Annotated in this window: 15 protein-coding genes; 11 read left to right on the top strand and 4 right to left on the bottom strand. The window is 71.2% G+C overall.

The genetic code is table 11. The features are described from left to right. Positions 1 to 16: 16 nt before the first annotated feature. From N5875_RS05420 to N5875_RS05435, 4 genes are all read right to left on the bottom strand, one after another. On the bottom strand, positions 17 to 403 hold the full coding sequence (locus N5875_RS05420) for a hypothetical protein (protein WP_318209508.1): 387 nt from the start codon (positions 401 to 403) through the stop codon (positions 17 to 19). Further along, positions 400 to 876, bottom strand: coding sequence for a hypothetical protein (locus N5875_RS05425; RefSeq protein ID WP_318209509.1), 477 nt, complete (start codon positions 874 to 876; stop codon positions 400 to 402). The genes N5875_RS05420 and N5875_RS05425 overlap by 4 nt, the downstream gene beginning before the upstream one ends. Then, entirely contained in the window at positions 873 to 1,454 is a 582-nt protein-coding gene (locus N5875_RS05430; protein WP_318209510.1) for a DUF4913 domain-containing protein, read from the bottom strand. The genes N5875_RS05425 and N5875_RS05430 overlap by 4 nt, the downstream gene beginning before the upstream one ends. A 168-nt stretch (positions 1,455 to 1,622) precedes the next feature. After that, positions 1,623 to 2,378: a site-specific DNA-methyltransferase gene (locus N5875_RS05435; protein WP_318209783.1), complete on the bottom strand. Its 756-nt coding sequence runs from the start codon at positions 2,376 to 2,378 to the stop codon at positions 1,623 to 1,625. A gap of 507 nt (positions 2,379 to 2,885) precedes the next feature. On the opposite strand from N5875_RS05435, the gene N5875_RS05440 reads away from it, so the two are divergent. The 11 genes from N5875_RS05440 to N5875_RS05490 all read left to right on the top strand — a co-directional run bounded on the left by N5875_RS05440 (position 2,886) and on the right by N5875_RS05490 (position 12,638). Continuing rightward, the gene (locus N5875_RS05440; protein ID WP_318209511.1) at positions 2,886 to 4,004 is read left to right on the top strand and encodes a C40 family peptidase; all 1,119 of its coding nucleotides are present in this window, start codon (positions 2,886 to 2,888) and stop codon (positions 4,002 to 4,004) included. A 153-nt stretch (positions 4,005 to 4,157) separates the two neighbouring features. Next, positions 4,158 to 4,466 carry a DUF6112 family protein gene (locus N5875_RS05445; protein WP_318209784.1) on the top strand — a complete coding sequence of 103 codons (309 nt, stop codon included), beginning with the start codon at positions 4,158 to 4,160 and terminating at the stop codon, positions 4,464 to 4,466. Beyond that, on the top strand, positions 4,466 to 5,161 hold the full coding sequence (locus N5875_RS05450) for a hypothetical protein (RefSeq protein ID WP_318209512.1): 696 nt from the start codon (positions 4,466 to 4,468) through the stop codon (positions 5,159 to 5,161). The genes N5875_RS05445 and N5875_RS05450 overlap by 1 nt, the downstream gene beginning before the upstream one ends. Positions 5,162 to 5,190: 29 nt before the next feature. Beyond that, positions 5,191 to 6,540: an ATP-binding protein gene (locus tag N5875_RS05455; protein WP_318209513.1), complete on the top strand. Its 1,350-nt coding sequence runs from the start codon at positions 5,191 to 5,193 to the stop codon at positions 6,538 to 6,540. Between the two features lie 83 nt (positions 6,541 to 6,623). Beyond that, the gene (locus N5875_RS05460) at positions 6,624 to 8,099 is read left to right on the top strand and encodes an SCO6880 family protein (RefSeq protein ID WP_318209514.1); all 1,476 of its coding nucleotides are present in this window, start codon (positions 6,624 to 6,626) and stop codon (positions 8,097 to 8,099) included. 49 nt (positions 8,100 to 8,148) lie between these two features. After that, positions 8,149 to 8,559 carry a DUF6238 family protein gene (locus N5875_RS05465; protein ID WP_318209515.1) on the top strand — a complete coding sequence of 137 codons (411 nt, stop codon included), beginning with the start codon at positions 8,149 to 8,151 and terminating at the stop codon, positions 8,557 to 8,559. Between the two features lie 26 nt (positions 8,560 to 8,585). Continuing rightward, entirely contained in the window at positions 8,586 to 10,100 is a 1,515-nt protein-coding gene (locus N5875_RS05470) for an ATP-binding protein (RefSeq protein WP_318209516.1), read from the top strand. Positions 10,101 to 10,113: 13 nt separating this feature from the next. Continuing rightward, a complete protein-coding gene (locus N5875_RS05475) occupies positions 10,114 to 10,680 on the top strand; it encodes a hypothetical protein (protein WP_318209517.1) in 567 nt (188 codons plus the stop codon). Between the two features lie 95 nt (positions 10,681 to 10,775). Continuing rightward, positions 10,776 to 11,246, top strand: a complete 471-nt coding sequence (locus tag N5875_RS05480) for a hypothetical protein (protein ID WP_318209518.1) — start codon at positions 10,776 to 10,778, stop codon at positions 11,244 to 11,246. Positions 11,247 to 11,310: 64 nt separating this feature from the next. Next, positions 11,311 to 12,141 (top strand): ParB/RepB/Spo0J family partition protein, encoded by an 831-nt coding sequence (locus N5875_RS05485; protein ID WP_318209785.1) that lies wholly within the window; start codon positions 11,311 to 11,313, stop codon positions 12,139 to 12,141. Then, the gene (locus N5875_RS05490; protein ID WP_318209519.1) at positions 12,141 to 12,638 is read left to right on the top strand and encodes a hypothetical protein; all 498 of its coding nucleotides are present in this window, start codon (positions 12,141 to 12,143) and stop codon (positions 12,636 to 12,638) included. The genes N5875_RS05485 and N5875_RS05490 overlap by 1 nt, the downstream gene beginning before the upstream one ends. Positions 12,639 to 12,706: the final 68 nt, after the last annotated feature.

Consider the following 12,706-nt stretch of genomic DNA (forward strand, 5'->3'; position numbering starts at 1 on the left):
CTTGCCGCAATCCAGGTCAGTGCCGCCGGCAGCCGCGCCACGGAGCCGAGTCCTCGTCGCCCTGCTCGCCCTCATCCGTGTCCGGCTCGCAGGCCGGGGAGCAGCTGCTGGTGTCCTTGCGACCGGTTTCCTCCTCGTCCGGGCAGCAGCAGGTGGTGGACAGCAAAGCGGCGAGTTCCTTGCCGACGGCGAGGCGGTCGAGGAGGAGGCCGGTACACGCGTGCTCCCCCTCCGGCCCGCCGTGCGGGTGAGGCGCGAGCATCGCGGCCAGGAGCCAGGCTTCTCGCTGCCGGACCTCGTCGTAGGTCTCCAGCAGGGCACGGTGGTGCGGATTCTCCACCTGGGCAGAGGCACCCAGGACCTTCGTGGCGTAGTGGTCGAGGAAGTTCGGAAAGGTCGTCAACGTACGGCTTTCGTGGTGAGAACGGTGGACTGGGCGGGCCGGGGAAGGCCCGGAGGCGGTCCGGGTTTCGGGGCGCTTCGGTAGGCGTCGATCTGGGTGGAGCGGGTGCGTGCGGCGTAAGCGCGGGCGCCGAGCGGGCGCGGGGTGATGCCCAGGCGCTGGGCCGCGGTGTCGTACACGTCGTGGCGGGCCCGGGGGCGGACGGCGACGACGTGGATCTCCATAGGGAAGGCCGAGTTCGCCGGAGCCGGCCGCAGCGCGTAGACGATGCGCCAGGCGGCGCGGTGGTCGACGTAGAGCTTGCGCAGCCCGGCCAGTTCGGCCGTGAGCTTGCTGCCGTGCCGGTCGGCGTTGACGACGTCCTGCAGGAGAGCGAGGGAGAGGTCGCGGATGTCGCCGGGGGCCTGGAGCAGGTCGGTCAGGGCGCGCGGGTCGAAGGTGAGGCCGAACGCGGGCCGGCCCTCGATCGTCATACCTCTGCCTGCCCTGCCTCGGTGTCGCGGGCGGCGGCACGCACGGAGCGGCCGGGTCCGCGAAGGAGGCGGTGCGAGGGACGGTCCGGATCGGTCTGGCACGCCGACAGCGGCCCGCCCGGGGCGCGGACGGCGGCCATGGCGTGGGTGAGGAAGTCCCGGTGCCACACGAACATCCCGGCCGGTCCGGCTTCGGGGTCCTTGTGCTGGAGGTAGGCCATCCACAAGGCGTGCAGCCAGGCGACGACGGCGAGGTGCTCCTGCCACTGGTCGCACCACGGGGCGGCGGTGGTGACCTCCGCCCCGTAGATGGGCATGAGGTAGTCCTCCACCCAGTCGGTGAGCAGGTCGAGTTCGCTCTCGTACGCCTCGCCGTCCAGCTCCAGGATCGGCCGCGGATCGGGCGGCAGCGCCGCCGCTCCCGGTAGGGCCGGCAGTCCGAACCCGGGGAACGAAGCCGATGCCGGCGCGGGGGCGGCGGCGAGGTGGTCGAGCCGGCGGGCCTGCTCGGCGGACCGGTCGAGCAGCTTGCGGACAGTGGCCTGGATACTGTCCAGCTCGGCCTCCGGCAGACGCACCGGGGGGAATTCCCCGGCAGGCTCGCCGAATTCTTCTATGGGGTCATGCACCAAGGAATGATCCTCCCCCGGCGCGCGGTCGCCGGAATTCCGATGAAAGAGTTGGCGGGAGCACAGCTCTGCGGCGCCGGGGCTCTGCCCGACCGTGAAGCCGCGGTGTCCCGAAGATCAGGCGGTCAGCGTGAAATCGTCCTGCGAGAGGGTCTGATGGAGCGTGTCCGTCAGGCGGTCGGAGGCGATCTGGGCGTAGTGCTTGGTCTTCTCGACGCCGATGAAATCGCGGCCCTCCAGGAGGGCGGCCACGCCGGTGGAGCCGGAACCGCAGGTGAAGTCCAGGACGGTGCCGCCCGGCGGGCAGATCTTCACCAGATCGCGCATCACCTCGACCGGCTTCTGCGTGATGTGCTGCCGGTTCTTGCCCGAGGGCTGCGAGGCCGAGTAGAGACCCGGGAGGTAAACGGGATTGCGGGCGCCGTCAATCGGACCATTGCTCGCCCACACGATGAACTCGCAGTTCTGCGTGAAACGGCCCTTCTGCGGGCGGGCCTGCGGCTTGTGCCAGGCCAGGACACCGCGCCACAGCCAGCCGGCCGCCTGGATCGCGTCGGTGGTGACCGGCAGCTGCCGCCAGTCGGTGAACAGCAGGGCCGTGCCGCCCACCTTCGTCAGCCGGTGGGCCTCGGTCATGATCTGGGTCAGCCAGAAGCCGTAGCTCCTTTGATCCATGTTTTCGCCGGGGAAGTCGGCCAGCTCATGGCCGGCGTCCGCGGAGGTGTACTTCTGGCGTGCGGTGCGGGAGGTGCGCTCCTTCGCGGTCCTGCCGCCGGAGTTGTACGGCGGGTCGGTGACGACCGCGTCCACACAGTCGTCCGGAAGGCCGGCCAGCACGCCGAGCGCATCGCCGTGATGCAGGGAAAAAGGCAAAGAGGTACCCCGATTCGGGTCGCAGAAAAGGAAGAGGGAATCCCGGATCGCGAGGAAGAAGCACCGTCGTGGCGAATGCGGGCACAGGAAGGCCGGCACGCCGTACGAGGACGGTGGGCGAGTTCGGGAGCCACACTGTAGGGCACGATTCCCGGTTGACCCCGGCCACACGAGAAATTAGGTCAACCGGGAATCGGACCCTACAGTCTGACCACCGCCCGGCCCGAACAGCCCGGCGGCATTCGCTCCCCCTGCCCTCATGGAGGCACCGCCATGTCCTGACCCGTCCGACCGATGCCCCACACGGCGCCCCACCAGCGAGCGGCAACTCGCCCCGGCGCTCCTCGTGGGCTTCCCGATCACCTCACCCCGGCCCCTTTGCGTCCTTCTCACCACGTACCAGCGCGGGCCGGGCTTCACCCGAAGGACTTTCGCTGTGACACAGCCGTACCCTCCCCTGCCCCGAACATCCCGTAGAGCCTCCGTCTCCTCGGGAGGCGCGCCGGATTGAAGGGCATAGCCGCCGCCGTCGGCGTTCTGTGCCTGTCCCCTCTCTTTCTCGCCGCCGCCGCCGCCACGGCGGCTGCCGCCAGCAGCGCCGCTGCCCGCGCATCGCAGTGCGCCGTCGACGACGCGGTCGACGCCGACGCCGTCGCCCGGCAGGTCGCCGGGATCCTCGCCGGTGGCGGCGCCGACCCGGCTATCCGCGTCGAGGGCCTGGAGCTGCCCGCCGAGCAGATCCCGCACGCCAAGACGATCGTCGCCACCGGGATCGCCATGAAGGTCCCCGACCGCGGCCAGGTCGTCGCCCTCGCGACCGCGATCCAGGAGTCCCGGCTGCGCAACTTGCGCTACGGGGACCGGGATTCACTCGGGCTGTTCCAGCAGCGCCCCAGCCAGGGCTGGGGCACACCCGAGGAGATCCTCGATCCGGTTCACGCCGCCACGAAGTTCTACGAGGGGCTCCTCAAGGTGGCGGGGTGGCAGCAGATGACGCTCACCCAGGCCGCCCAGGCCGTGCAGCGCTCCGGCTTCCCGGACGCCTACGCCCAGTGGGAGCCGCTCGCCCGCGCCCTGCGGCAGGCGATCGCCGGCACCCTCCCCGAAGAAGGTGGCGGCGACGCAGCTGGTGCTCCGGACGGTGGCTGCCGGCCGGGCGAGGACAGCCCTGCCTGGGGGGAGATCCCTGAAGGCGCCGTCCCGGCCGGGTACGAGATCCCTCCCGACGCCTCGGCGAAGGCGCGTACGGCGATCGAATGGGCGATGCGCCAGCTCGGCACCCCCTACCAGTGGGGCGGCACCTGCGAAGACGCCCACGGCGAGGACCCGATGGGCCGCTGCGACTGCAGCTCCCTGATACAGCAGGCATACGACCGCGTCGGCGTCTCCCTCACCCGGACCACGTACACCCAGGTCAACGAGGGCGTCCCGGTCCCGGTCAACGCGCTCAAACCCGGCGACCTGCTCTTCGCCCGTGGCAGCGCCACGGTCCCCGAGCACGTCGGCATGTACATGGGCGCAGGTCTCGTGATCAACGCGCCGCGCACGGGGCGTCCGGTGCGGATCGAGAAGGTCTCTGACTGGCAGATCCTCGCCGTCCGCCGCATCCCCGCTCTCCACTCCTAGCGCTCCCCGCCCCCACCCGGGCCACGGGCCGCTTTCACCGGCCGCCGCGAGCCGTCGTCGCCGCCGCGCGCCTTCTCCCCTTCTTCCCTTTCCCGCTGGGCCATCTGGCCTGCGCTCGCAAGGAGTTCGATCATCCCCGCCCTCGCTCCCCTCATCCATCTCACCGACCGCGTCCTGTATCTCGCCTATGACCCCGGCGTCTCCCCGAAGGAGGGCGGTCTGCCGGGCCTGAGCGTGCTGCGCAACGTGGTCAACTCGATCAACTTGTTCGGGATCATCGCCGTGGTCGGCGCGCTCGCCGTCTCTCTGGGCGTGTGGGCCTGGGGCCACCACAGCGGCGGTCACCAGGCCGAGGCCAACGGCAAGAAGGGCGCTGTCGTCAGCGCGGGCGCCGCGCTCGGCCTGGGTGCCGCGAACGGCATCGTGGCCTTCTTCTCCGCGCTCGGCACACAGGTCCAGTGATGGGCAAGCGCTCCCGCCCCCGCATGGGCGCCTCCGTCTCACACTGGCCTACGCCGCGGCGTGTCGCCGTCCTGGCAGCAGTCCTCGCCGTCCTGTTGACGGTCGCCGGCATCGCCGCCTACGTCACCCAGCGCGGCACCGGCCAGGACACCGGCCCGACCGCCCGGCCACCGGTCTCCGCCAGTCCCCCGGCAGCCTCACAACCCGGCAAGACGGCACCGGCATCGGGGACGGGAGCGGTCTCGCCGCCGCCGCGTCTTGCCGATCCGCTCGCCTACGGCCGGGCTGCGGCGGTGATGCTCTGGTCCTACGACACCCGCGCCACCACCCGTGACCAGCAGCTCGCTGGCATGCACGCCTGGATGACGACCGACACGAAGTACACCGACTGGGCCTCGATAAAGGCGCAGGTGCCCGATCCGCTGCTGTGGTCGCGGATGGGTGACAACGCCCAGTACGCCACGGCCACGGTCGCAGAGGCGCACTTCCCGTCGGCGTTCAAGGCGGCCCTGGCCGAGGACCCGGCGGCGCTGACCGAGGCGTACATCTACGCCGTCACCGTCACCGGCAAGCAGTCCATCGCCTGGAAGGACGGCGGTGGCGGCGCCGAGGACCGCTCGGTCACCCTCGCCGTCCAGTGCCGGCCCAGCGCCGACTGCGCTCTCGTCGCCATCGCCCCGAACACCGCCCCCTGACCCGCTGACCGAAAAGGAGGAGTCCGCCCGTGGACTTCTGCGCCCTTCCCGTCGCGGGAAAGCTGTGCGACGCGGCCGACGCGATCGACTTCGTCTCCGACCCGGGCAAGGCGATCACCGAAGGCATCGGCAACTGGATCGCCAAATCATGCGGCGAACTCGCCGCCGCATCGGCCGACCTGGCCGCCGAGGCCGTCAACACCACCACCAAGATCGACCTCAACGCCGGATGGTTCCGTGACAACTACGAGTTGCTGCTGCCGATCGGCCTGACGATCCTGGTCGCGACCTTCTGCGCCCAGCTCATCCGGGCCGCGGTGAAACGCGACGGCCAGGCCCTCGCCCAGGCGTTCACCGGCACCGCGTCCGGGGTGCTGTTCTGCTTCGCGGCCATCGCCCTGACCACGGTGGCGATCGAAGTCGTCGACGCCCTGTCCGACGGGTTGTTCGCCGCGGCGGGAACGTCGATCGAGGACGCCGTACGGCGGATGGTGAAGGTCTCCCAGATCGCCGCGATCTCCCCGCTCGGCTGGCTGGTGGCCGCCCTCGCCGCGCTCGGCGCCGCCGTCGGCGCGCTCCTCTACTGGTGCGTGATGATGGTCCGCAAGGTCGGCGTCCTCGTGCTCGTGACCCTGGCCGTCTTCGCCGGAGCCGGTGGCGGCTGGGAGGCCGCCCGCCGCTGGCGGCGCGGCTGGATCGAAGCGACGGCCACCCTGATCGTCTCCAAACTCCTGATGACCGTGATCTTCCTGCTCGGCATCTCCGCGATGGGCAAGACCGACGCCGACGGCGGACTCGCCGCACTCGCCGACGTCATGGCCGGCATCGTCATCATGCTCCTGGTCATGCTCTGCCCGTACGCCACCTTCAAGTTTGTGCACTGGGCCGCGGAGTCCACTGACGGTGAGACGCTGCACCGCTCCGGCGGGGCCGGAGCCCGGCTCGCCAAGCAGCACGCCGAGAACGCCACCCGCAAGGCGGCAGCCGCCGCAGCCACCGCCGGGACCGGAGGTGCCGCGGCCGGAGCCGGAGCGGCATCGCCCCAGGGTCCGGCCTCGGTACCGGGACAGTTCCCCGGCGACATCGCCGCCAGCCCCTCGGGCAGCGGCGGGGGTGGCGGCGGTACCAGCGGGTCCCCCGGCATGGACAAGGTCAAGACGGGCCTGGACCAGGCCGTGCGGTCGATGCCGACCAGCCCCGGCCAGGACGCGGGCAGTCCCTTCGGGAACGGCAGTGCCTCCGGCGACCCGAGTGCGGGTGCCACTCCGCGCAGCACGCAGGAGGCGCCGTCCCAGGGTGCGGGCGCTGTCGGCGCCGCGACCGGCTCCGGCTCGGGTGGCAGTCCGTTCACGACGCCGCCGTCCCCCGCAGGTTCCTGATCCTCACCCCTCTGCCCGGGCGGGACTCCAAATCCCAGGTGTCCCGTCCGGGCCCGCCGCCCCGCTGCTGAAAGCCTTCTGCCTTGTCTGACCTCACGCTCACACCGCCAATGACGGTGAAGTTTCCGTCCCGGTCCCGGCGCGGGATCCTGCTCGGTCTCTCCCTCGCCCAGCTCTCCCTCACCGCCGCGGCCCTCGCCCTGCTCCTGGTCACCGTGGTGACCACCGGCCTGGCCGGCGCCTTCGCCCTCGCCCCGCTGTGGACAGCGGTCGCCGCGCTCGTGGCCGTACGCCGCAGCGGCCGGTCACTGATCGACTGGGCCCCGATCGTCGCCCGCTATGCGCAGCGGCGCCGCACCGGGCAGACCCTCTACCTCGCCCGCCCGGTCACCCGCCCCCGCGCCGAAGGAACCCTCCACCTGCCCGGCACGGCCGCCTCGATCAAGGTGGTCACCCCGGCCGACGGGCAGGCCGCAGCCCTGCACGACCCGCACCGTCAGACCCTCACCGCCGTCGCCCGTGTCACCAGCCGCGCCTTCGCCCTGCTCGACCCCGCCACCCAGAACTCCCACGTGCAGGCGTGGGGCCGGGCTCTGGCCGGTATCGCCCGCACCGGGCATATCGCCACCGTCCAGGTCCTGGAGCGGACCGTCCCCGACTCCGGCGACACTCTCACCCGGCACTGGACCACCCACGGCCGGCCCGATGCCCAGCTCGCCGGCCAGATCTACAGCGACCTCGTCGCCACCGCCGGCCCGGCCGCCGCCCCGCACGAGACCTACCTGGCGATCTCCCTCGACCTCAAGGCCGCCAAGCGCCTGATCAGTCAGGCCGGCGGGGGTCTTCCCGGCGCGTTCACCGTGCTCGGCCAGGCCACGGCCTCCCTCACCCAGGCCGCCCACAACGCCGGACTCACCGTCGGCGGATGGCTCAACGCCCAGGAGATCGCCGCCGTCATCCGCACCGCCTACGACCCCAAGGCACTGGCCGCGCTGCAGCAGTGGTCACAGTCCGGTCGCGCGGAGGCCGACCCCGCTGCCGCCGGGCCCGTCGTCCAGGTCGAGGAGCACGACCGGCTCATCACCGACACCGCCCGCCACGCCACCTACTGGGTCGAGAACTGGCCCCGCACCGACGTCCTCGCCGGCTTCCTCCACCAGCTGCTGTTCACCGCCGGAGTGCGCCGCACCTTCTCCCTTATATACGTCCCCCAGGGGCTGGAGTCCGCGCTGCGCGACGTGCAGCGCACCAAGGCCACGATCATCGCCGACGCCAGCGAACGCGCGCGGCGCGGCCAGGTCGACTCCGAAGCCGACACGGTCGAGTACGGCGACGTCAAGGAACGCGAACGGCAGCTGATCGCCGGCCACGCCGACGTCGCGATGACCGGCCTGCTCACCGTCACCGCCGACACCGACCAGGCCCTGGACGCCGCCTGCGCCCAGATCGAGACCGCCGCCGTCACCGCCCAGGTCGACCTGCGCCGCCTCGTGTACCAGCAGCCTGAGGCTTTCGCCCTGGCCGCCCTTCCCCTCGCCCGCACCGCCCAGGAGAAGTAGGGCCACCACTTCCTTCCGATCCAGGCCACCGAAGAAAGACCCACCGCTCTTGGCCACCACCACGACCGACACCAGCGACGCCCACCCCTACCTGCGGGCCGCGACCGCCGGCATCCGCCACCACACCCGCGCCCTCACCCCGAGCGCACCCACCGACCGGCGGCACCTGGACAACCTGCACGAGCACCTCACCCGCCTCCACCTCCTCCTCGACCAGCTCGCCGAAGCCGTACGGCCCGAACACCCCACCGCCGGACGGCACCTGGCCGCCGCACACCTGCGGCTGTGGCAAGCCGCCACCGCTCTGCACGACGCCTTCCACACCCTGCCCGCCGCACCCGCCTGCACCCCCGACCGACTGCCCGACGGCCCGCTCGTCCTCACCATCTGCCAGCGCCACCTCGCCTCCGGCCACGCCATCCGCCGCAAGACCACCCCGGCCGACCACGGCACCGCCTGAACCCCGGCGCAGAAACGATCCCGCTCATGTCCCGACACCGCCCCGGCCGCCGGGCGCGCCGCGCCTCGGCCAGCCCGCTGTTCACCCCGCACGGCGCCGACCGCACCAGCCGGCGCGCCGCCCGCAAACAGCTCGCCGAAGCCCAGGCCAAAGCCAAGGCCGCCGCCCTCAAGGACACCGCCGACGCCGCCGGCGAAGCCGAGATGCCCCCGCCGCTCTACCCTCCGACTGGACGTCCCGGCCCGGCCTCAGCGCGCGGCGGCCGGCTGCGGCTGCCCGCCCACCGGATGACCACCGCCACCGCCTCCGGCGCCTACCCGTTCCTCGCCGAAGGCGGCCTGGGCGCGGATGGCATCTACATCGGCCGCGACGTCCACGCCGAGGGATCCTTCGTCTTTGACCCTTTCGCCCTGTACGGGAAGGTCGAAGGGTTCACCAACCCGAACATCTTGTTGGCCGGGGTCATCGGGCAGGGCAAGAGCGCGCTGGCGAAGAGCTTCGCGCTCCGCTCGGTCGCCTTCGACTACCGCGTCTACGTGCCTTGCGATCCGAAGGGCGAGTGGACCCCGGTCGCCGCCGCGCTCGGCGGCACCTCCATCGCCCTCGGCCCCGGTCTGCCCGGCCGGCTCAACCCCCTCGACGCCGCCCCGAAGCCGCCGTCCGTCCCGGAGGCGGACTGGGCCGGCGAAGTCCGCAAGCGACGCCTGCTCCTGCTCGGCTCCCTCGCCCGCACCGTGCTCGGCCGCGACCTGCTCCCCATGGAGCACACCGCCCTCGACATCGCCCTCGACGGCGTCGTCCAGGCCGCGACTGCCGCCGGCCGGGCCCCGCTGCTGGGCGACATCGCCCACACCCTCGCCCAGCCCCACCTCCTCGACGCCGCCGCCGGCACCGTGTCCGGTCACCTCGGGGACGCCGCTCGTGACCTCTCCCACGCGCTGCGTCGCCTCGTCCACGGCGACCTCGCCGGCATGTTCGACGCCCCCTCGACGGTGGCCTTCGACCCGGCGAGCCCGATGCTCTCCATCGACCTGTCCCGGCTCGGTGGATCCGGTGACGACACCGCGCTGGTGTTGGCCATGACCTGTGCCTCCGCGTGGATGGAGGCCGCCCTGACCGACCCCGACGGCGGACGGCGCTGGATTGTCTACGACGAAGCCTGGCGCCTCATGCGCCACCCCGGTCTCCTGCAGCGCATGCAGTCCCAGTGGAAGCTATCCCGCGGCCTCGGCATCGCGAACTTGATGGTCATCCACCGGCTGTCCGACCTGCTCACGGCCGGCGACGCCGGATCCCAGGGCCGAGCCCTGGCGGAGGGCCTTCTCGCCGACTGCTCGACCCGAATCATCTACCGGCAGGAGACCGACCAGGTCCATGCCGCCTCCACCCTCCTCGGCCTCACCTCCGTCGAGACCGAAGCCATCTCCCACCTCACCCGCGGACGCGGCCTGTGGCGCGTCGCCGGCCGCAGCTTCGTGGTCCAACACCACCTCCACCCCACCGAACAGGCCCTGTTCGACACCGACGCCCGCATGCACTGAAGAACGCGATCCGATGCTTTACGACACATCCGACTATCCGGAAGAAATTCGCATGACCAATCCGGAGAGCCTCCGAGGTCTGGCTCGAATGCTCGACCGCTCTGCCAACAGGCTTCCCCAGGCGGAAGACCTCAGACGCGGCACCGACATTACCCCCGGCCTCGACGAGGTCGCATCCAACGTCTCCTGGACGCTGTGGCAGATCACCAACGAACTGGTCGTCAGCTACAGCCGCGAGACCAGGCAGCCTCTGCCCCACGACGGCGCTCTGAACGCCGCCGCCATCAGCGGGTGCGCGGCGCCCTTGGGCACGGCCCTGAAGCATCTGGGTTCAGCCGCCGACCGCCTCAGCTCGCACCACCACGTTCTCCGTCCACGAGCGACTGCTCCCTTCCAGGTTCCGGAGGACCTGCTGGCGTCCCTGCAGCGGGACATCAGCCGCGCTCGTACCGCAATTCGCCGGGCGGCAAGGCGGCTCCGGGAGAACGCCGTGCGGCTGCAGAGCGCGGGCACATCGCCTCTCGGCGGGTCCGGCACCGTGCCACTCCCCGTCGCCCCCGAGGCCCGACAGGCGGGCTGAACGCCACCGGGCCGCGCACATCCCCGTCACCCCTGGAGCTCTTCCTGAACCCCGACTTCGAGCTGTACGACAACGCCGGCCGCACCACCGGCCAGATGCACGCCGCCGACACCGGCACACTCACCACCGACGACCTTCACCGCTGGGCCCGCCGGGACACCGAAACGTTCCTCCAGGACCACCCCGTCCCCGCCCCCGCACCGCACAGCCTGGACCTGCGGCCCTTCGAAGCGGCCCTCGCCGCCGCGGCAACACCCGTCGACGCCAGCGCCGTCGTCCTGGCAGCGCTCGACGCCGCCGAGCAGGTCATCCAGGACCTGAGCACCTTCCTGGTACACGCCGGCTACCGCTACCCGCGGGATCGGCGAAGGACACCGGACTCGCCCCGCAGGCTCATCTGGAGCGCCTCCAGCGGACTGCTCGCCGCCATGGCCACCGCGGAATTCGGCGTCGAGGTCGCACTGCGCGAGGAGTACGACGCGCCGCCGACCGCGGGTCAGGCACCCTCCCGAGCAGCGCTCCCGCCGCCACACACTCCCGCCGCTCCACCGGCCCCGCGGCCGTAGCCGTCTGCACGGCGAAGCCCCACCTTTCCCGACTCAGCCCAACGACAAGGACCGACCCATCGAAATCCACCCGACCACCGCTTCCCTCCCCCTGCTGGGCGAGGACGAGTTGACGGCCCTGGCCATCAACATCCAGGACAACGGGCTTCTCCAGCCCATCGTCCTCGACCGCCATGGACGACTCCTCGACGGCCGCTGCCGACTCGCTGCCTGCGAACGCGTCGGCGTAGAACCGGCATTCACCACCTACCAGGGCGACACCCCGGACATATACGTCCTGTCCGTCAACCTGCACCGCCGCCATCTCTCCAAGGGGCAGGTCGCGATGATCGCGGTCAAGGCCCGTTCCGCGTCGGAACAGGAGGAACGTTCCGCGTCGGATCACGACGAGCGTTCCGAGGCGGAACAGACGGCCCGCTCCCTGGGAAAGCAGGTCGGTGTCGGCGTCGCTGTTCTGGGGCGGGCCAGCACCGTCCTGCAGCACGCGCCCGACCTTGTCGACCCGGTCATCAACGGCACCATGGGACTGGACGAGGCATACGCCGTCGCCCGGGAGAACAAGGAACGCGCCAACGGCGCCGAAGCCCAACTCGCCCGCCTGCGGGAACAGGATCCCGAACTGGCCGACCGGGTGGTCGCGGGCACCTTGACGCTGGCCGGAGCGCGGGCGGAGTACACCGAACGCGTCGAAGAGGACAAGCGGCAGCGGCGGGTGGCCACCCGCCTGCTGGAAGAACTCGTCCCGCCGCTCGCTCAGACCCGTGGCACGGGCACGTTCAGCCGGTACGACCCCGCGTACGCCACCGACGCGCCCATCACCCGCGAGACCATCGCGCACGCCATGACGGCGCTCACGGAGATGGCCCAGGTCTGGCAGGAGCGTGACCTGCCGTGATGAGCGAGGCCGAACTCCGCCTACGGCACATGGTCGAACAGACCTCACGTACTGTCACCGACGCCGAAGGTCGAATCAACAGACGTAACTTCGTCGACGCGGTGCGCAGCAAGCTCGGCGACGGCGATCTGGACCCGGCCACACAGGTCATAGCCCTGGACAGACTCGCCGAAAAGCTCGTCACGGACTACGGGGACAAGCACAATCCCCGGCCCAGGGGGCCGAACAGCCTGTTCCACCCCGACGACATCCTCAAGCTGGGCAACGGCAACTGGGTGCGGATGGCCCGCGCCAAAGACTTCGACGTTGTCGCGTGGCAACGGCTGTCGCGAAGGAACCGGGTACACGTCGATGAAGCGGACAACAAGATCAATGATTACTCGGACGCACGCCTCGACGCCTTCCGTACCACCCCCGGCAACGTCGACCTCATCGACCTGGAACGCTTCGTCTTCGGCTGGACCGAGGAGGAAGCCGGTCAGACCGGTCTCTTCTGAGCACGGCCGCACACGCTGCGACCCGGCTGTCCCGGCCACAAGTCGCCCCACGTCCGGCCGCGCTACCG

The sequence above is a fragment of the Streptomyces sp. SJL17-4 genome (genome assembly GCF_036826855.1).
In the GTDB taxonomy this organism is placed as follows: Bacteria; Actinomycetota; Actinomycetes; order Streptomycetales; family Streptomycetaceae; genus Streptomyces.

Excerpts from the sequence above, each read along its gene's own strand:
- N5875_RS05425 (WP_318209509.1), bottom strand. The coding sequence starts at position 876 with ATGACGATCGAGGGCCGGCCCGCGTTCGGCCTCACCTTCGACCCGCGC.
- N5875_RS05450 (WP_318209512.1), top strand. The coding sequence starts at position 4,466 with ATGGGCAAGCGCTCCCGCCCCCGCATGGGCGCCTCCGTCTCACACTGG.
- N5875_RS05470 (WP_318209516.1), top strand. The coding sequence starts at position 8,586 with ATGTCCCGACACCGCCCCGGCCGCCGGGCGCGCCGCGCCTCGGCCAGC.
- N5875_RS05475 (WP_318209517.1), top strand. The coding sequence starts at position 10,114 with ATGCTTTACGACACATCCGACTATCCGGAAGAAATTCGCATGACCAAT.
- N5875_RS05480 (WP_318209518.1), top strand. The coding sequence starts at position 10,776 with ATGCACGCCGCCGACACCGGCACACTCACCACCGACGACCTTCACCGC.
- N5875_RS05490 (WP_318209519.1), top strand. The coding sequence starts at position 12,141 with ATGAGCGAGGCCGAACTCCGCCTACGGCACATGGTCGAACAGACCTCA.